Below are 18883 nucleotides of genomic sequence, written 5' to 3'. Positions count from 1 at the left end.
TCAGGACGCTGGGCAAGACGTTGTGGTCATGAAGTCATGGACCTCAAGGTCACCACTTACGATTGCCGCCTCGGCTGCAGATACAGCAGCTTTCATCTCATCCGAGATCAGATCAGCGTTGTGCTCGTCCAGTGAATAAGACACACCACCGTTGTCGACGCCAAGCGAGACGATCCCGGTCGAGAACTCACCACCAGCATCTCCGTCGCTCATGGCTGCGAATACTGCTTCATCAACAAGCTTGACCATGGATGTAAGAACGCTTCCAGGATGCAGGTAGTTCTGGTTGCTATCGACACCGATGCCCAAAATGCCCGCATCGTCCGCAGCCTGAAGGACGCCACGCCCGGTGCCACCGGCAGCGTGGTAAACGACATCGGCACCCTCCGATATCTGGGTTTTGGTCAGCTCACCACCGCGCACCGGATCGTTCCAGGCTGCCGCAGTTGTCCCGGTCATGTTCTGGATGACATCGACATCCGGGTTAACCGAACGGGCACCCAGGACATAGCCGCAGGAGAACCGACGGATAAAGGGGATATCCATCCCGCCCACAAAGCCGATCGTTCCCGATTCACTTGCCATTGCAGCCAGAATTCCCACCAGGTAAGATCCTTCGTGCTCGCGGAAAACGACCGAGCGAACATTTGGCCTGTCCACCACAGTGTCTATCGCGACAAAGTTCGTGTCAGGGAAATCATCGGCAACAACTTCAAGAACGGATTGGAACGAAAACCCCGCCGTGATGATCGGATTGTGTCCACGCTGCGCAAACCGTCGCAGCGCTTGCTCACGTTGCGCTTCGGACTGAAGTTCGAATTCGGAGAATGAGTTGCCGCTTGCTTCGCCATACCGCAAAGCGCCGTTGTGTGCGCTTTCATTGAACGATTTGTCGAACTTTCCGCCCAAGTCGTAGATGATCGCCGATTCCGCGCTTGCCTGATTGACGACGAGTGCACTGCATACGCCAAGAATTGCGCCAAAAGTGAACTTCATGAGATCCTCCCTAATCTGGTGCTCGCTTTATCGCGAGTTCCTGTCGCGGGAAGGCTACAGGTTTTGATTTGATCGGCAGAAATAGTAAATTACTATTACTCTGTGACGCTCCCTATCACGACGCTGGGCAAGCATCGGCGATTGCTCAGTCAAATTTGCCCATGACCGTCGCCATGACAAAAAGATCAAAGGCATAGGCCTTGGCAATGCTTGATAGCCACTTTCGAATTCAGCTTGGTGGCGAAGAACGTGAGAATGGATAGTGTACATTGCAAACAACCCAAAGGCGCCGGTATGTTGGAATTCGACCCCAATCACTCGCACGATCTTGTTTCTTCTGGCGAGGATCGCATTGCGTGGGCGCGCGCGCATATGCCGATCCTTGCAGGATTGAAAAAGCGGTTCGGAAATGAGCGACCCTTCGAAGGGCTGACCATTGGAATTTGCCTTCATGTCGAAGCCAAAACCGGCGTTTGGCTTGATGCCCTGAAAACCGGCGGGGCGCGCGTCATTATCACAGGCAGTCCAGGTTCGACCCAAAATGACACCGCCGCGGCTATCAATACCTGGGAAGGCGTGACCGCTTTAGGCCACCGAGACGAGACATTCGAAGACCATCTGGATTTTTGCCGTCAGATCCTTGCCGAAAAGCCAGACCTGATCGCCGACAACGGCGCCGATCTGCACTCGTTTATCGCCAATGAGCCTGAGTTTGCGGAATTGAAAGACAGCATTCTGGGTGCAACCGAAGAAACGACAACCGGCGGATTTCGCCTTCGCGAAGACCTCACCCCGTTCGACTATGCAACCTGGATTATCAACGACACGGAAGCCAAGCAGATTGTCGAAAACCGGTATGGTGTCGGCAGCTCTGTCGTGGACGGGGTGATGCGCGCAACGAATGTCATGTTGCATGGTAAGAAATCTGTTGTCATCGGGTATGGCTTTTGCGGGTCCGGCGTTGCCATGCGATTGCGTGGGATGGGTGCGCGCGTTGTCGTTGTCGACCGCGATCCCATGCGTCAGTTGGAGGCGCATCTTGAAGGCTTTAACACGGCAACACTTGTTGAGGCGCTTGAAGACGCCGAGATCGTCATCACGGTAACCGGCCGCGAAAGAGTGTTGGAAAAGGAAGCCTTCGAACTTATGTCTGACGGCTGCATCCTCGCTAACGCCGGGCATTTCTCCACGGAAATTGACCTGCCAGCGATGGAGAGCATGGCGTCCGATGTGAAGCAAGTCCGTGACCAGATCAAGCAGGTCACCTTCAAAGATGGTCGTCGCATATTCCTTCTATCAAACGGCAATCTGGTAAACCTTGCCGCAGGGGATGGCAATCCGATCGAGGTTATGGATCTCGGTTTGGCGCTTCAATCACTAAGCCTCGAACGCTTGGCTCAAAAAGGACGCAGTGTAGAGGCGGGCCCTCACCCGATTCCCTTTGACATCGAGCGTGAGGTCGCCCGCCTATCGCTGAAGGCTTGGGTCAGGTAACCGCCTGTATATCGAAAGAGCGCGCAAAAAGCACAAACCGCTCAACCATGGGGTTTAGGCTCTTCCTTTTCCAGAATAGACCCAATTTGAGCTCTGGCAACGGGGGATCGGTCGGGATGGACCGGACCCCTCTGTCGATCACCATCGTATTGGGAACGATCAGACAGGCTCCCGCACCAGTGGCGGCCAGACTGATTTGCGCGCTCACGTGCGAAATCTCGGATGGATAAATTACCGGCTCAACCCCGATGTTTCGGATCGCCTCCATTTGATAGTTGAATTGTTGCGAATGCTCGCTTTCTGGCAATAAGATTAGCGGTAGATCAGAGATATCCTCGGATTGAAGAGCCGGCTTCGCGGCGAGCGGATGTGAAGCTGATACACACAGTTCGTACCGAGCAGACCAGAGCACTTCCAGATCCAGATTTGTCGGCAACTCAAGCGGTGTGGGAAGCGACATGAACGCGATGTCCAATTTGTCCTCCCGAAATGCCGAACACATATTTACAGCCGTCATCTCGACTAGGTGTGGAAACACGCCTGGGAACGCTTCCTTGAAACCGGTCAGGAGGAGTTCGATCTGTCGATAACTTTGATAACTCGGAATTCCAACGCGCAATGGCCTAGTTTGACGATCGGTCCTGATGTCATCTAGACCAACGACGCCCAGCTGTATGAGTTCCTGACACAGGCGCAAAAATTTTGAACCTTCATCGGTGAGTGTGAACCCTTTCGATGATCTTGCCAGCAACGTACACCCGATACGCTCCTCTACTTGCGAAATTTGTTGACTTAGAGTGGGCTGGCTGACGCTGAGGCTTTCCGATGCCTTGCGGAAGTTCATGAACCTGCAAAGTTCACTGAAATAGATAATCTGTCGAAAACTCAATCGTCGCAGGATAGTCAAAGATGGCAGTCTGTTTTTGTCCATGAGGTGTTGTGGCCTGATACGTTTCTAAGATTTGTTAGGTCTCCTGATCTGCAGGTCAATAGAAAAAACCTATAACTTGGATTTTTAATGAATAACTCCGCGATACGCGCTGCGTCGTCGTATTTAATGCGCAGCAAGTCGCGATATGGACCGTGGCACAAAAGGGTCATCACCTTTGCGAACCTGACCTCTCCAATCAGCCAGCCCGATTGCGCATGCTTCGTCCACTCTGTGAAGACGGCATTTATAGTGCCTTATGTGAAACGAGGCAAGACAGACGCCGTTGACGCAGAGGCGATTTGTGAAGCCGTCACGCGACCAACCATGCGGTTCGTTGCCGTGAAATCGAAAGAGCAGCAAGCCTTACTGATCATCCACCGGGTACGCCAGCTTATCGTCCGCCAAAAGACCCAAATGCTGAACGTGATCCGTGGGCTTCTGCGTGAGTTTGGTCATGTAATCGGGAACGGTCCAGTCGCCGCGATGCGCTTCATCAGGACATTCCAGACGGATGACTGCCTAGACATGCCTGATGTTACAAAGAGCATGCTCAAGACGCTCTGCGAACAGGTTATTGCTCTCGATGAACGGGTCACGTTTTACGACAAACTGATTGAGTATCATTCTAGGATTGATGAACGCGCCAAGCGCATCAGGTCGGTTCCCGGCGTCGGACCTATCACCGCCTCGGCCATTGTCGCCACCATCGGCGACGGCAAGCAGTTCAAGAATGGACGCGAGTTTGCCGCTTGGTTGGGACTTACGCCGCTGAACAAGTCGAGCGGTGGTAAAGAGCGCCTGGGCCGCATCAGCAAGAAGGGTGACCGATATATACGAAGGCTGCTGGTGATCGGCATGACCTCACAAGTTCAGCGTGCCCGTGGATACCCAGAACGTGTACATCCTTGGATCATGCAGCTTCTGGAACGAAAGCCCGTCCGCCTCGCAACGATTGCTATGGCAAACAAGGCGGCCAGGATCATCTGGGCGATCCTCACCAAAGATACGTACTACCGCCAAGCAGCGACTTAGAAGGAGCCAAACAAAACCGAATTGCAAGACGAATGCCATGATGGCACGTGCGGTCATCCGAAAACCTGAAATCCCGTGCTTTGTCCTGAACTCTCAGGTTCGCGTCGCCGATTGGGGACAGGTTTGCGGAACCCATCAGATGGGGTGGTTGCTGCCCTCCCTCGACGGCATCGCAATGTGCCAAATTAGTGGTGTTACAGCCACTGAGACGAAAGGACGGCAACCATGAGAAAAGATATGATGATTGGAGTGGACTTGGCAAAGAGTGTTTTCCAGATCCATGGTGCAACTATGGACGGCACCGTGAAGTTCAGGAAAAAGCTCAGCCGACCACAGTTCCTGCAGTTCATGTCCAAACAAGCCCCTTCTGTCGTCGCAATGGAAGCGTGCGGTAGTTCTAGTTTTTGGGCCCGCGAGTTAACTCGCCTTGGTCACGATGTGAAACTGATCTCGCCGTGATACGTTAAACCGTTCGTCAAACGGCAAAAGAATGATGCCGCTGATGCTGAAGCGATTGTCGAGGCGGCACAGCGTCCGGAAATGCGTTTTGTTGACCCCAAAACAGAAGATCAACAAGCTCGGGCCATGTTGTACAGGGTCCGGGAGAAATTGGTCTGTCAGAGGACAGAGTTGGTGAACGCACTCAGGTCTTATCTATACGAGTTCGGGCATGCATTCCCGCAAGGCATTGCGCATCTGAAACGGATTGAAACGCTTGTCGATGATCGAGACAGCAAATTGCCCGAGCTCGTTTGCAATGAATGTCGCGATCTTCTCATCCAAATATCTGAGATATCGGAACGCATCGACATCAAGACGCGCGTATCAAGGACCTGGCGACCGAAACCGACACCGCCCGGCGATTGCAAACAATGCCCGGTGTCGGCCCAATAACAGCGTTGGCGGTAGAGGCGTTCGCACCATGCATGACGAGCTTCAAACGTGGAAGAGACTTCGCAGCCTGGTTGGGGCTCGCCCCACTCCAGCATTCGTCAGGTGGAAAAGAACGATTGGGACGTGTCTCAAAGGCCGGGCAGGATGATATCCGCAAACTCTTAATCATGGGGGCAATGTCACGGCTGAACTGGCTGGGGCGAAAATCCATCCCGGATGGGGTCTGGCTGGCGAAACTGATGAAAAGAAAGCCCCAGATGCTGGTCGCAATTGCTTTGGCTAACAAAATGGCACGCGCTATCTGGGCGATGCTGACAAGAAACGAAGACTACCGAGAACTGGCTGGCGCAGTCGCAGTGTAAATGAACTGCTGCACACGCGACAACAGCCGGTGAAAGGGAGGTGAGAAGTCGACGACTGCATGGGCAAAATGATCGTTTAGATCTGGGATGGGAAAACCAGCGCTGGCCTTCGAGCAAACGAGCTCGGTCATCAGATTTGGACCTGTTCCGCGGATCACCATACCGGCCAGCGGCTTATGACAGACCGCACTGCAAAGGCCTGACAGAAGACCGCGCTCGATCACCAGCACACGCGCCAGAAACTTCTTGCATTATTGGCGGCAACCACAGAAGGCCAGCGGGCTTGAGTTCCGCGCAAACGGGCCGAACACAAGACCGTATCTGACAAATTGCCGATTACTTCAAAAAAGTCTTGCGTTGCAGGAGGCATCCACACAGGACAAAGCTGTCGTCCCATATTGCCCAATCAACAACTGAAAACGACACACAGCATACACGAAAGAACTCTCATCTGCATAGGCTACAAACCGTCAATGCACCGTAACTTGTAGCAATGGGTATTTGGGTCAGTTGCGCGTTTTCCTCCGCATCTAGACGATGAGATGAGCAGCGGCAACGGCCAGGGGGAAGCCGATGATCAGCCTGAGGATGAACAGCGCGGCCAGCCGCCAGAGCCTGAAATCAATCTTGCTTTTCATCAGCACCACGCCGGTTTCAGTCATAAAGATCAGTTGAACTAAGCCCATGATTGCAATCGCCACTCGATTGACTTCTGCCGGGATGTCAGCCCCGATCAGGACCGGGAACAACGGGTCGGCAACGCCGGTGATAATCGCAAGCGTGGTGCCGGCCGCAAACTCCAACCCCAACATCTGAACCAGCGGTACAAATGGCATCGCAATCCACTGGAAGAAGGACGTGTATTCCACCACCACCATGGCAATTGTTGCAAAGGTCAGCACCGGTGGCAGGATGTTGCACCACATGCCAACCAAATCCCGAATGCTATTGGTAAAATACGTGCCGAAACCGGGTCCGGAATTGCCGCGTTCGAGTGCCGCTGAGCAAGCGCGCGCGAACATGTGGCCATCTTCAGAAACCTCTTCGGGGCGATTGTCGATACCTTTGTAGAAACTGTCCTCGATCAGGCTCAACGGTGGGATCCGCGCCAGTATCATCGCCAGGATCAGTAAGATGCCGATCGAGGTCAGGTAGTACTGGATGTAGTAATCCATGATGCCCGCGATATCCGCCAAAACAACGGAAAAGGGGATGGCCAGCATTGAAAAACAGCTGGCGATGATGGCTGCTTCACGGCGGGTATAGAGTCCCATCTCGTATTGACGGCTGGACAGAATGATACCCACAGAAGCCGACCCCAGGATCGAGGACATGCTGTCAACCGCAGCGCGTCCCGGAAGCCGGAACAGGATACGGAACGGTGTTACCAACAGGGCACCGGCGAAATCCATCAACCCATATTCGGTCAGCATGGGCAGCAAAAGCGCGGCCAGAAACAGGATTGCCATAAGTTTGATGATCACCACATCGACGATGATCTCGCCGGTGAATTCGCTCCAGATTGCTTCGGGTCCAGCTTTGAACATCACCGAAATCAAAAAAAGGGCGCCAACCGCGCGCACTAGTATGGTGAACCAAGTGACGCAGACCAACGGCTCAAGCCAAGACGGAACATCACCCGACGTGGACTTTGACCGCATCACAATAGGCAGTACGAACGATATCGTAAGAACCAGCAGCAAAATCCAGTGCATCGCCTTGCCAAGTACAGCGACGATGGAGTTGGCAAAATAGACAAGTGGAATGGTGTATTCCCCACCGATGTTGAGCGGGACCAGAAACAGGATAAGACCGATCACTGACGGCACAACACATTTGAGGAACAGACCAGTTGAAACGGTAGAGTGTTCCAAGACTCTATCTTTTGTCGGGCGCAATTTTGAACTTTGGTTCATACGTTCCTCCTGAGTAGTCGCGTTTTGTGCCTGCGTGTTCCTTCTTGACCTGACGCCGACAAAGGCCTCGATTGGACATTAAGAAAGACCACCGGTTCCAACGGTAGGGGCAATTATATCGCAATTCTTCAATGATAGGTTTTACCCGAAAACGCTTCTTGCCTTCGTCGACCTTGCGAATGGCCATTGGTTGAGCTTTTAAACCCAAATTGATGCGTCTGCCCTACTGTGAACAGACGCTGACAAAGCGAAACTGGGGAGGGAGAGGAGCCCGCTTTGTGTTTGGTTAGTTTGCAGATGCGGCCTTTAGAGCGGACACAACACGCTCGGGTGTCATAGGCATATCCACCCAAACCCCGGTTGCATTGTAAACGGCCTGCGCAACGGCTGCGATCCCTGCAGCGATCGGAGACTCTCCGGCGCCACGTGCTCCAAACGGACCAACGGGATCGGGATCTTCGACAAACAGAACTTCGGCGTCATGCGGGAAGTCGGCACAGCGCAGCAGTTTGTAATCCAGCAGGTTGCCGTTTTTCAGCGCACCGGTTTCCTCGTCAAAGATCATATGCTCATATATCGCAAAACCGGACCCACAGATCGCAGCACCGATGATCTGGTTTTTGAGGACCTGAGGGTTCACAACTGTCCCGCTGTCCTGAACGCACAGGAAGTCGATCAGCTTGATTTGGCCGGTTTCGATGTCGACCTCGACCTCGCAGAACTGCGCGCCGAACTGACGGGCAAAGGTGGTCGAAGGGGGCATCGGCACACGCGGGCTGCCAGTGATCGAAGAGGTCTGGCCCAACGAGTCTGATCGCAGTTCGTTCAGCACATCCGTAAACGGAATCCGCTGGTTGTGCTTGCCTGGATCACCGTGAACAACTTCGCCATTGTCCACATCCAGCTCGGAGGGATCGACGCCATCGAAAAACTCGCGGGCTGCAATAGCCAGAAGCTGGTTCTTCACATCGCGGGCAGCTTCGCGGCTGGCCCATCCGGTGCGGTACATGGTCGAGGATGCCAGCGAGCCGTGGTTCCATGGGCAACTGTCGGTGTCGCCGGTTTCAATTGCGACCTGATCAAGCGTCAGGCCCAGTTCCTCAGCCACGACCATGGCTTGGGTGGTTTCGGCCCCAGCACCCTGACGACCCACGGCGCAATGCACCTTCGCAGAGCCATCGGGGTTCATGCGAACCATCGAATTTGAAGCGCCCTCAAATTCAACGCCGCAGACATGGGCGCCGGTACCGACACCAATCCCGCGACGCAGTGCGCCCTCAGATTGGGTTGGCACGGCCCAACCTTTCCAACGGTCCTTCCAGTTGAACTTCTCTGAACCCTTTTCAAGCAGCGCACGGGTGCCACCGGCCGACAGTTTGAACAGCTCTGGCCAATCCTTGCGCAGGTGTTCGGGGACGTTGTTGATGTACTCGTCCACTTGCCCCTTAAGGTTATGGCGGCTGTGCTGCATCCGCAGTTCATCACCCGACACGATCTGGTTTTTGATGCGGAAATCAACTGGGTCGATGCCAACCTTTTCGGCCAACTGATCCGCGCAACGTTCCACCGAGGCACCAAGCGTGCAGTCCCCGACTCCGCGCATACAGCCTGCGGTCACCATATTGGTGTTGATCCCGTGTATGCTGTAATCGCCGTGGCCGTTCTTTCCCCACATGTCGACGCAGAAGAAACCTACGTCGTCCTTGAAACCATAGCCCCCATTGTCGATCAGGTGATCAAAATCGAAAAAGGTCAACTCGCCGTCTTTGGTGCACCCCATCGAGCCGCGTGTGCGTTCCTGATGGCGGCGTTTGACGGTGGACATGCATTCTTCGTTGTCCAACTCGATCTTGGCGGATTTTCCAACCTGTTTGGCCAGAAGCACCGTGATGATCATGAAGTTGTTCGACCACCACTGACCAAACGAGCTGCCGCTAGGCAATGCCTGAACACGAATTTTCGAAAGTGGAATTCCAAGGGCTTCGTGTATGCCATCGCGCAATTCGCTGGGGGTTTGCGACGAGGTGATAACATTCACCCGATCCCCCATCCATTCTGCGACACAGGCATTCCGGCCAAGGGGTGCATATTGCTGGCTTTCATAGAAGATGTCGCAATCAACGGTGACATCCGCTGCGGCCTTACCGGCGTCGAGATCACCCCAAGCCACGCCATAAGGGTCGCGCTCGTTGCCTTCGTACCGGATCTGAGGGGCGTCTGCTTTGCGGGCTTCTTCCATGTCGAATACGGCGGGCAAAAGTTCGTATTCGATTTCGACCAATTCCGCCGCTTTGGCAGCGGCCTCGGGCGTGGTGGCTGCAACGGCGGCCATGTCGTCGCCAACAAACCGCCCGATCCCGTCGAGCACTTTGCCGCGATAGTTGAACCAAGCTGCTTCCCAGTCGTTCTGTGGAACGTCGTGGTGCGTCAGGATGCCGATGTAGCCCGGCACTTCTTCGGCTTTGCTGGTGTCGATCTTGACGATTTTGGCGTGCGCGTGTGGGCAGCGGACGATTTTGCCGTGCACCATGTTCTGCACTTCGTAATCGACTCCGTAACGGATTGTTCCCGTTACCTTTTCAACGGCGTCTTTCACGTGCAATCCGCGGCCAACAACGTTGAGTGCTTTGTCGTGTTTTACCATGTTTTCCTCCCGCCCTGTTTTGGGGCGTAAAATTAAGATCGCAGGCTTATTCGGCGGCTTGCGCCGGCGCGTTCATCAGCTCGGCGGCGCGCAATACGGCCTTAACGATGTAGGGATAGGCCCCGCATCGGCAGATGTTGCCGCTCATGCCGATGGAAACCTCGTCCGCCGTGGGGTTTGGATTTTCCTCAAGAAACGCCTTGGCGCTGAGGATGAAACCCGGCGTACAGAAGCCGCACTGGAACCCTTGCTCTTCGATAAAGGCTTGTTGGATCGGGTGGAGATTTTCACCGTCGGCCAACCCTTCGATGGTTGTGATGTTCTTGCCTTCGGCCTGTTGTGCCAACATCAGGCAAGACGTTTGTGGCAGCCCATCAACCAGAATGGTGCAGGATCCGCATTCGCCTTCGGAACAGGACACGCGGGCGCCGATCAGCCCCAGATCGGTGCGCAGTGCATCGGCCAGGGTCCGGTCCCCACGATCAGAGATTTCGACTTTACGGCCGTTGACTTTGAGTACAGTCATCAGATCGTACCTCCGTGATTTTTGATGGTATCTTCGAGCGCGCGACGCAGCATGATCTCGACCATGTCCTGTCGGTATCCGGCCGAGGCACGTATGTCCGAAATGGGTTTTGCGTGTTTCGCGGCGGTTGCGGCGACTGCTGCCAGTTTGCCGACGGTCACATCCGCCAGCGCCGTTCCTTCCAGCTCGGCACTGGCATCAGACGCATCAAGGATGATTGGAGCCACAGCGCCAAGGCCAACGCCGACCTTGCTGATCACACCGTCTGAGCCAACGCTCACCGCAGCAGAGCCGTTGACCAGAGCGATGTCGACGACGGTTCGGTCGATCCGGCGATACGAGACGTGGATCTCTCCGTCCGAGGGCAGCGGGATGGTCACCTCTTCGAGGATCTCGGCGCCGTTCAATGCGGTTTTGTTCACACCCTGGAAAAAGTCGAACATCGCCACTTCGCGCGAACCACTTTCGCCGAGGATCATTGCCGTTGCCCCAAGTGCAACAAAAGCCGGGCTCAAGTCCGCAGCGGGCGATGCATTGCACAGGTTTCCACCAACAGTTGCGAGTGTTCTGGTCTGCGGGGTCGCCATTAACTTGGTGATTTTGCTCAGCGATGCCAGCACGTGGTGCTGATCTGCTGAACGTTCCAGAGTGGCAAGTGACGTCAGTGCTCCGATGCGGATCGCGTCTCTTTCGACCTTAATGTAATCAAGTTCCTTCAGATCGCGAATGTCGATGCAAACTGTGGGTTTGGTTTTTTCCTGCTGCCAATGCAGCGTCATGTCGGTCCCGCCGGCCCATATCTTTGCACCAGCACCTTTTTGCGCAAGCATGGCGACTGCTTCGATGGGGGTTGTGGCACGTTGGTAGGTGAATGAAGATTTCATGGCGTTTTCCACACATTTCCAATGCGGGGGCGACACCGCCCCCGGCTGTTGATATCCAGCCCGGTAGATGGGCGAATTTGAGTACAAAATTGATTAGATTGGCAGGCGCCCAACCCAATTATTATTGCTGTAGGTCTCGTCGTAGCCTTCGGAATCGAGCCATTCGATGATCGAAGAATCTATTCCGTCGCCCGCAGAAATCGTGGCATCAGCAACGCCGGCTTCGTGATAAACGTTGCTAAAAAGGTCCCAGGTGTCCGCAAGATAGCCGGCCTCGCAGTCAACTTCTTTGCCGACCAATACGCCCCAACCACTTGGTTCACCATCCGGTTGCGGTGCCTCGGCGGGAATGCTTTCGCACAGGGGTTTTCCATCGCCCAGACCGAGTGCGCCTTTGTTCTGGTCAATGGTCAGCATGACCGCGCCAGCTTGCGTCAGGCGCACATCTTCTTCGGGCCAATCCAGCCCTTTGGCGATGATCGCGTTGCCCTCGGCAGGGTTTTGTTTCCACCAATCGACCGCCTCGAACCAGGCGCGGATGACTTCGCGCGCGACATCGGGTTTTTCCTCGAGCCAGTTGGTCGAGCATGCAATCGAGTCAGACACCAACCCGCGTTCATACGTCTTGTCGGTGAACGTGCTTTTCAGGATATGCGCGCCTTTACGTTCGGCGGATTGAGTCGAGAATGGGATGAAGTTGACGTCCACATCTAGCGCGCCGCTGGAAAAGGCGGCTGTCGCGTCCTGTGGCAGCATGATGCTGTGGGTGGCGCCATCAAACGGGATGCCGTTCTTTTTCAAGGTCAACAGCATCCACATGTGATTGAGGAAGCCATAATCGGCGGCATAGGTCTTGCCTGCCAGGTCTGCCTCGGACTGGATCGCGCCATCGACGACCATCTCGTCAAGGCCATATGACATCAGTGGAACAGCGACATGCTTGACCGGCACGTTGGCCGCAGCGGTTACCACGGTCGAGTCCATTGTTGTCATCATGCACTGGATGGAGCCGCTGACCAGGCCAGCATTGCGAGCCGTGATGTCTTCGATGATCTTGACGTTGATATCGACGCCATCCGCCATGCCCTTCTCTTTGGCAATGAACCAGGGGCCGTAGACGGACACAGACAGCATGGTGACGGTGAATTCTTCTTCGGCGGCGGCTGTTCCAGCTGCTCCGACGATCGCCGTTGCACATAGTGCCAATGTGCTGCCGGTCGTTTTAAGGATGGGTTTGATTTTCATTTTTCCTCTCCCGTGATGGTTTTCAAGCGGCTTGCAGCTGAATTTCTTCGCGCATCCAGGCAAACATTTGTTTTTCGATTTCCAGGTATCCGGGCTGGCTCAGCAGATCTTCCTTGCTGGTAAAGCGGTAGCCCTTCTTAAAATCCATATAGACGTCTTCTTTGATCCGCCCCGGAGTGCGGGTGTAGAAAACAATGCGATCCGCCATGTAGATGGCTTCCTGAATGTCGTGGGTGACCATGATCACGGTCTTCTTTTCGACATCCATGATCTCGACCATCATCTCCTGCATTTCCCAGCGGACCTGGGCATCCAGCGCACCAAAGGGTTCGTCCATCAAAAGCACTTCGGGCTTTTGGGCGAGCGTGCGGGCAATGGCGACGCGTTGTTTCATGCCGCCCGAAAGCTCTGCAGGATACTTATCGGCGGCCGCGATCAGGTGTACTTCTTCCAGCAATATTTGGGCGCGTTCACGGCGCTCGGCAGCCGGAACCCCCAGTATTTTCATGCCGTATTCGACGTTCTGGCGGGCGGTCAGCCAAGGAAAGGATGTATAGGCCTGAAAGATCATACCGCGATCTGGACCGGGGCCCTGCACATCGTGTCCGCTGACCTGAATGCCACCTGTGGTTGGTGTTTCCAGCCCGGCGACCATCCGCATGACAGTGGTCTTGCCGCACCCTGATGGGCCAACGAAGGCAACGATTTCACCTTCTTTGATATTGAGGGACACGTTGTCCACGGCGGTGAACGTTCCACCAAGGTATGTCTTGGTCACGTCATTGACGCTGATGATATTGTGTTCGCTGATGTCACGTTTCAGTTTCATGATTTATCCCCCTCAACCCTTGCGTTTCCGGTTCCATGGAAAGGCGTAATGAGCCGTCACCCGGAACACGATGTCAGTGAGAACCCCCATGATCCCGATGGTCAGGATGCCCGCCATGATGACGTCGACCTTCAGGAACCGCCCGGCCCGCATCATCACAGCGCCGATGCCGTCCTGAGCCGCCACGATTTCCGCGATGACCAGATAGGTGTAGGCAACCGCGATCATGTTACGCATCGAGTCCATGATCGCCGGAGAGGCGGCACGGCCAACAACATTGATCACGATTTCCCGCCGGGACGCACCCATGGTTTGGGCCGCCTCGATCAGCTCTTTGGCGACCGCTTCGGTGTTGTCCAAAATCAAGGCGATCAGAAAGAAGACCACGCCAAGAACCAGCAGGGCCATTTTCTGACTATCCGTTGGGCCGAACCAAACCAGCAAAAGCGGAATGAATGATGCCGCAGGCAAGTAGCGCGCGCCAGAGATCACAGGATTGATCAAGGCGCGGATCGGAGCGAAACATCCCATAAGTATGCCCAGAGGAACCGCAATGGCGCATGCAATGAAGAAACTGCCGAAAATCCGGTAGGCAGAGATGCCGACGTCCGCCATGTAGTCTTTTTCCTGGATCAGCGTGATCAGGGCCTGAACGACAGAAAGCGGAGACGGTAGAAACCGCTTTGCTTCCTCGGCAGTCAGCAGGTGAGCGACCTCCCACAGACCAAAAAACACAAGCGCGCCGATAAGGCCGTAGGTCATCGTTTGCTTACCGCTAAGTGTGACCAGAAGCTGTAACTTCTTTGGCTTGTCGCGCGTTTTGGTCAGCTCTGGGTTTCCAGCTTTGATACTTGTGTCTGACATCTCTTTTCCCTGTACCGAGCTCATGGTTGGTCTCCATGGTTAACTCTCGCCCCCAACATGGCCGCTATTATTTAGTGATAGGATTGTAAGCTATTCACAGATACATTGAGGTTCATCAATGTAATGAAGGAGCATTTGGTGTACCGGCTAAGCGATACTGATATCCGTCTGTTGCATGTCTTTCGTGCCGTTGTTGAATGCCGCGGCTTTTCGAATGCGCAGGCTGTTCTGAACGTGGGGCAGCCAACGATCAGTAGCCATATTAGTCAGTTAGAGCAAAGACTTGGGTTCCGGTTGTGCGATCGGGGTCGCACCGGATTTCGTCTGACCCGCAAGGGTGAGAGTGTTTATGAACAGATCTTGTTGCTGTTCAAAGCGCATGAGAATTTCCAGAACATAACCCTGGAGCTCAAAGGAAAGCTGAGTGGATTTTTGAAGCTGGGCCTGATCGACAGTACGGTTACGGATTCCAACAGCCCGATCATCCGCAGTCTTGAGATGCTTAACAATAAGGCCAATGAAATTGCGATTCGGTTATCGATTCTGACGCCGAATCATTTGGAAAAGGCCGTGTTGGATGGGGATATCGACATCGCCTTTGGAACCTTTGACCAACAGCTGCCAAACCTGAGATACAAACCCGTCTATGTTGAACACAACACGCTCTATTGTTCGTACAACCATCCGATCGCGCGCCTGACAGAAAAGTCGGAAATCCGCCAAGCCATTGCCGACAGTCGCAAGGTCACCCGGTCGTACCTGGAAGGTGAGGATCTGTTTCCGCTGGGCAGTGATCACAGCGTCAATCACGCCTCGGTCGAGTTTCTGGAGGCGGCCGCCATCATGCTATTGGCCGGTGGGCATATCGGATTTCTGCCCAACCACTATGCCAAGATGTGGGAGGAACGAGGTAAGCTTTTCCCCATTCTGCGCGATGAATATACCTATACGTCGGAATTCTTCATCGTGACCCGCAAGAATCTGCGTGGCTCAATCATTGTCGAGACCTTTATGGAAGATCTGGAAATTGCCATCGCAGAAATCAAAGCAGACGATGAAGCAAACCAGAACACCTAGGGTCAGATATCATTTGTTCTTGTAAGGGATCGGGCTAACCGGCGCGTCATAGTAGGGCAGTTGATCTCGTCGGGGGGAATAGGTCCCGTCGGCCGTTACTTTTGCCACATGCGCTGCAATTTCCTCCATCGGCGCGAACCAGACATCGCCTCGGTTCAAAACGTCTTCGAGAAAGGCGCTCATCACTTCCCAACGAGCCAAACGACCTGTCGCAAAGGGATGCACAACCGGAATCCATAGACCACCGTGGCGATAGGCGGCTTCGAATTCTTGCCTGAAGGTTTCGAAACCTTCCCGTGGGGCGCGGATGGGCATCATGTAGTCCAGGTCACTTGATTGGACATATTGCGGCCAGTCATCCAGCCCCCAATGGGTGGGCAATTCAATCAGGGACCCCTTGCTGCAATCCAAATAATAAGGGACGTCGTCCCCCATCAAAGAGGCGTCATAGACAAAGCCACGCGCGGCCAGCAGGTCCGCTGTGCTGTCAGAAAAATTATAGAGGGGCGCGCGAAAACCACGCGGGGCCTGCCCGGTTGCCGATTTGATGACATCCAGCGCCCGGTCCAGCCAATATTCCTCCTCAGATGGGGGCAATTCGCTGGGGTGTTCGTGAATGTAGCTGTGATGCGCAACCTCATTCCCACCTTCGAGCATTGCCTCAACAGCTGCGGGGTAACGTTCGATGCACCAGGCCGGGACAAAGAAGGTCTGGCGCAACCCAAGTTGTTTATAGGTTTCGACGATGCGCGGCACACCGATTTCGGGCCCATAGCGCAGCATCGACAGGGCCGAGACACGCGAATGGCCATCATTCTTGTGCGCAACGTGGATCAGGCTGTCTGCATCCATATCAAACGTGACGCAGGCCGCGCATTTGGCACCATTGGGCCAGGGAACAGGGTTCTTGATCATGGCATAACACTCCCACCATTGACGTGCATTCCTTGACCCGTGATGAATTGCGAGGAATTCGAGGTCAGGAAGACCGCCATATCAGCGATTTCCTCGGCTGCGCCGAACCGAGACAAGGGGATGTCCCGCTCTTTTTGGCGCCATTCTTCGGTCATCTGGTCGGCCGACAACATCGCGGTGTCGATTGGACCGGGGCAGATCGCATTGACCAAGATCTTTGGCGCGAATTCCTTGGCCCAAGAGCGCATCAAGCCGATGACACCATGTTTAGAGGCGACATAGGGCGAGAATGTCTCGCGCCCGAGGTAGCCCAGATCGGATGCAATCAGGATCACCCGCCCGCCGTGGGGATGCATCGCACGAATGCCTTCGCGGCCAACCAGAAAAGTACCCCGCAGATTGACGTCGATCACGCGGTCAAACTCTTCGGTTTTTGTATCGAGCAGGGGCTTTTCATGAATGATGCCTGAACAATGAACAAGAAAATCAACGCGCCCGATGTATTGGCGCACCTGGGCAAACAGTGCCAATACGTCCTCCTCGCGCGCCACATCACAGCTGATTGAAACCGCCCGACCAGAGGCCGCTTGAATCTCGGCCACGGTTTCATCTGGCGGAACGATGTCGACACAGGCAGTCCACACCCCATGAGAAGTCAGCGCCTTGGCACAAGCTGCGCCAATTCCGTTGGCTGCTCCAGTCACCACGGCGCGGCGACCAATTAGTTCAGACCCGTAGTTGACTGACCCCATGACGTCATGCCGCTCGGTTATGCAGAATGCGGCCAATCAAGTTCATCAGAACCTGCGCAGCAAGAGTGGATGTCGACCCAGAGTTATCATAATCCGGGGCCACTTCGACCAGATCGATACCCACGATGGTGCCACGCTTGGTCAGTCCATCCAGGAATTCCAGAACTTCGTAATATTGAAATCCACCATGGCTTGGGGTGCCGGTACCCGGCGCGATCGAGGGATCGAAAGCATCGATGTCTATAGTCACGTAATAGCGTTTGCCTTCAGGCACACGATCCAAGATGCCTTGGACCCCCAATTTACGCAAATGCCGTACGGAAAGAATATCCGAGCCCATTTCGCGGGCCTGATCATATCCCTCCTTCGCCGTAGAAGACACGTTCCGGATGCCCAGTTGAGTCAAACCTGTGACATATTCTTTCTCTGCAGCTCGCCGCATCGGATTGCCGTGGCCGTAACGCACGCCGTGACGCTCATCAACGAAATCCAAATGAGCGTCGATTTGGACGACATGAATAGGGTCCTGATCATCAAACGCATTTATGCATGGAATGTTGATCGAATGGTCACCGCCAAGAACAACTGGCAGCGCGCCGGATTTCAAAATCGCACGCACGCCAGCTTCGATATTGGCGTGACTGTTGATGGTATCCGTATGGATGATGTCGGCATCACCGATATCGACAATCTTGGTGGTTTCGGAGGGTAGATAAGTGACATCATCTTCGAAATCATATGCCCCACCGTGCCCGAACGAAAACAGTGTCGATGCCTCGCGGATCGCGCGTGGGCCCATCCGCGCCCCTGATCGCCACTGACATCCGAAATCATAAGGCGCACCCATTACGGCAACATCGGCATCGATTGCGTCCCAATCGGACACGTATTCACCTTTGGCAAATGTACAGATGCCAACAAAGGGCAGGTTCAACCGCCCGCCTTCATATCCATGGCTGCTCATCAGGGGATCTTTCATGTGTCAACAGGTTCCATTCCTGGCCACAGTAGCAAAGCAAAAACATTGGTAAACTCAGGCGCTACAAATGATTACATTGAAAGAGACCAATGTGTTGTTCTCCGCCCTTGTTGCCGTGTCAGGGCTGGAGCTTCTGAATTTCTATGCCGCCCTTATCTTGCTGGGGGTTGGTTGGAACTTTGGTTTCGTAAGCGGCACACACTTACTGCAATCTGCCCCAAGAACCACGTACCGGTATGCCAGGTTGTTGACGGCAGATTGTGCTTCACTGGTAAAGGCGTCGATAGGGTCACGACTTCAGCGGTGTAGTCGGCCCAGAGACTGAACGCATCAGAGCGGGCGTGGCGGTATCAGATTGCGGTGAGTTGACAGCGCTTGGGGGCCGCAAAATGAGATTGATCTGGTCATACGCTGATAGAAACCTCTGAGCCTGTCGGTAAGACTTGAACCGGCCCATCAGTTTCTTTCGTTTGCGGGTCGGGGTCGATTTGGGTAAGGGGCGAAGTACCCCTTTCTCATGCGCGTTTTTGGATATCGCCAACA

At 54.5% G+C, this 18883-nt stretch carries 15 protein-coding genes and 2 pseudogenes; 4 read left to right on the top strand and 13 right to left on the bottom strand.

The features are described from left to right. Complete coding sequence (locus D9K61_RS10235) at nucleotides 1-996, bottom strand: BMP family protein (protein ID WP_120633156.1); 996 nt, start codon at nucleotides 994-996, stop codon at nucleotides 1-3. 255 nt (nucleotides 997-1251) lie between these two features. On the opposite strand from D9K61_RS10235, the gene D9K61_RS10230 reads away from it, so the two are divergent. Beyond that, nucleotides 1252-2490 carry an adenosylhomocysteinase gene (locus D9K61_RS10230; protein ID WP_216825778.1) on the top strand — a complete coding sequence of 413 codons (1239 nt, stop codon included), beginning with the start codon at nucleotides 1252-1254 and terminating at the stop codon, nucleotides 2488-2490. On the opposite strand, the gene D9K61_RS10225 is transcribed toward D9K61_RS10230, so the two are convergent. Next, entirely contained in the window at nucleotides 2483-3421 is a 939-nt protein-coding gene (locus tag D9K61_RS10225) for a LysR family transcriptional regulator (RefSeq protein WP_120633155.1), read from the bottom strand. The two genes, D9K61_RS10230 and D9K61_RS10225, sit on opposite strands and share 8 nt — an antisense overlap. 87 nt (nucleotides 3422-3508) lie before the next feature. On the opposite strand from D9K61_RS10225, the gene D9K61_RS10220 reads away from it, so the two are divergent. Then, nucleotides 3509-4453, top strand: a complete 945-nt coding sequence (locus D9K61_RS10220; protein WP_120633154.1) for an IS110 family transposase — start codon at nucleotides 3509-3511, stop codon at nucleotides 4451-4453. 225 nt (nucleotides 4454-4678) lie between these two features. After that, nucleotides 4679-5709 (top strand): annotated as a pseudogene (locus D9K61_RS10215) (IS110 family transposase). Nucleotides 5710-6239: 530 nt separating this feature from the next. Here the strand turns inward: D9K61_RS10215 and D9K61_RS10205 are convergent. The 7 genes from D9K61_RS10205 to D9K61_RS10175 form a co-directional block, all read right to left on the bottom strand. Next, nucleotides 6240-7625: a YjiH family protein gene (locus D9K61_RS10205; protein WP_120633152.1), complete on the bottom strand. Its 1386-nt coding sequence runs from the start codon at nucleotides 7623-7625 to the stop codon at nucleotides 6240-6242. A 286-nt stretch (nucleotides 7626-7911) separates the two neighbouring features. After that, entirely contained in the window at nucleotides 7912-10269 is a 2358-nt protein-coding gene (locus tag D9K61_RS10200; protein WP_120633151.1) for a xanthine dehydrogenase family protein molybdopterin-binding subunit, read from the bottom strand. Between the two features lie 46 nt (nucleotides 10270-10315). Further along, nucleotides 10316-10795, bottom strand: a complete 480-nt coding sequence (locus D9K61_RS10195; RefSeq protein ID WP_120633150.1) for a (2Fe-2S)-binding protein — start codon at nucleotides 10793-10795, stop codon at nucleotides 10316-10318. Further along, nucleotides 10795-11679 carry a xanthine dehydrogenase family protein subunit M gene (locus tag D9K61_RS10190; protein ID WP_120633149.1) on the bottom strand — a complete coding sequence of 295 codons (885 nt, stop codon included), beginning with the start codon at nucleotides 11677-11679 and terminating at the stop codon, nucleotides 10795-10797. Before D9K61_RS10190 ends, D9K61_RS10195 begins: the two co-directional genes overlap by 1 nt. Nucleotides 11680-11772: 93 nt before the next feature. Further along, nucleotides 11773-12924, bottom strand: a complete 1152-nt coding sequence (locus D9K61_RS10185) for an ABC transporter substrate-binding protein (RefSeq protein WP_120633148.1) — start codon at nucleotides 12922-12924, stop codon at nucleotides 11773-11775. Nucleotides 12925-12946: 22 nt separating this feature from the next. Further along, entirely contained in the window at nucleotides 12947-13753 is an 807-nt protein-coding gene (locus D9K61_RS10180; RefSeq protein ID WP_254055738.1) for an ABC transporter ATP-binding protein, read from the bottom strand. 12 nt (nucleotides 13754-13765) lie between these two features. Beyond that, complete coding sequence (locus D9K61_RS10175; protein ID WP_216825777.1) at nucleotides 13766-14641, bottom strand: ABC transporter permease; 876 nt, start codon at nucleotides 14639-14641, stop codon at nucleotides 13766-13768. 114 nt (nucleotides 14642-14755) lie between these two features. On the opposite strand from D9K61_RS10175, the gene D9K61_RS10170 reads away from it, so the two are divergent. Next, on the top strand, nucleotides 14756-15694 hold the full coding sequence (locus D9K61_RS10170) for a LysR family transcriptional regulator (protein WP_162946832.1): 939 nt from the start codon (nucleotides 14756-14758) through the stop codon (nucleotides 15692-15694). A gap of 9 nt (nucleotides 15695-15703) precedes the next feature. On the opposite strand, the gene D9K61_RS10165 is transcribed toward D9K61_RS10170, so the two are convergent. The 4 genes and pseudogenes from D9K61_RS10165 to D9K61_RS27495 form a co-directional block, all read right to left on the bottom strand. Beyond that, nucleotides 15704-16609 carry a polysaccharide deacetylase gene (locus D9K61_RS10165; protein WP_120633146.1) on the bottom strand — a complete coding sequence of 302 codons (906 nt, stop codon included), beginning with the start codon at nucleotides 16607-16609 and terminating at the stop codon, nucleotides 15704-15706. Then, on the bottom strand, nucleotides 16606-17313 hold the full coding sequence (locus tag D9K61_RS10160; protein ID WP_162946831.1) for an SDR family NAD(P)-dependent oxidoreductase: 708 nt from the start codon (nucleotides 17311-17313) through the stop codon (nucleotides 16606-16608). Before D9K61_RS10160 ends, D9K61_RS10165 begins: the two co-directional genes overlap by 4 nt. Nucleotides 17314-17365: 52 nt before the next feature. Further along, nucleotides 17366-18325 (bottom strand): agmatinase, encoded by a 960-nt coding sequence (gene speB, locus D9K61_RS10155; RefSeq protein WP_120633171.1) that lies wholly within the window; start codon nucleotides 18323-18325, stop codon nucleotides 17366-17368. 368 nt (nucleotides 18326-18693) lie between these two features. Then, nucleotides 18694-18821 (bottom strand): annotated as a pseudogene (locus D9K61_RS27495) (IS6 family transposase); the annotation flags it as partial. Nucleotides 18822-18883 lie beyond the last annotated feature (62 nt).

The sequence above is a fragment of the Ruegeria sp. EL01 genome (genome assembly GCF_900313035.1).
Taxonomy (GTDB): domain Bacteria; phylum Pseudomonadota; class Alphaproteobacteria; order Rhodobacterales; family Rhodobacteraceae; genus Ruegeria.
Note: the sequence above shows the minus strand (reverse complement) of the source record. Positions and strands in the feature narration are given on the sequence as shown.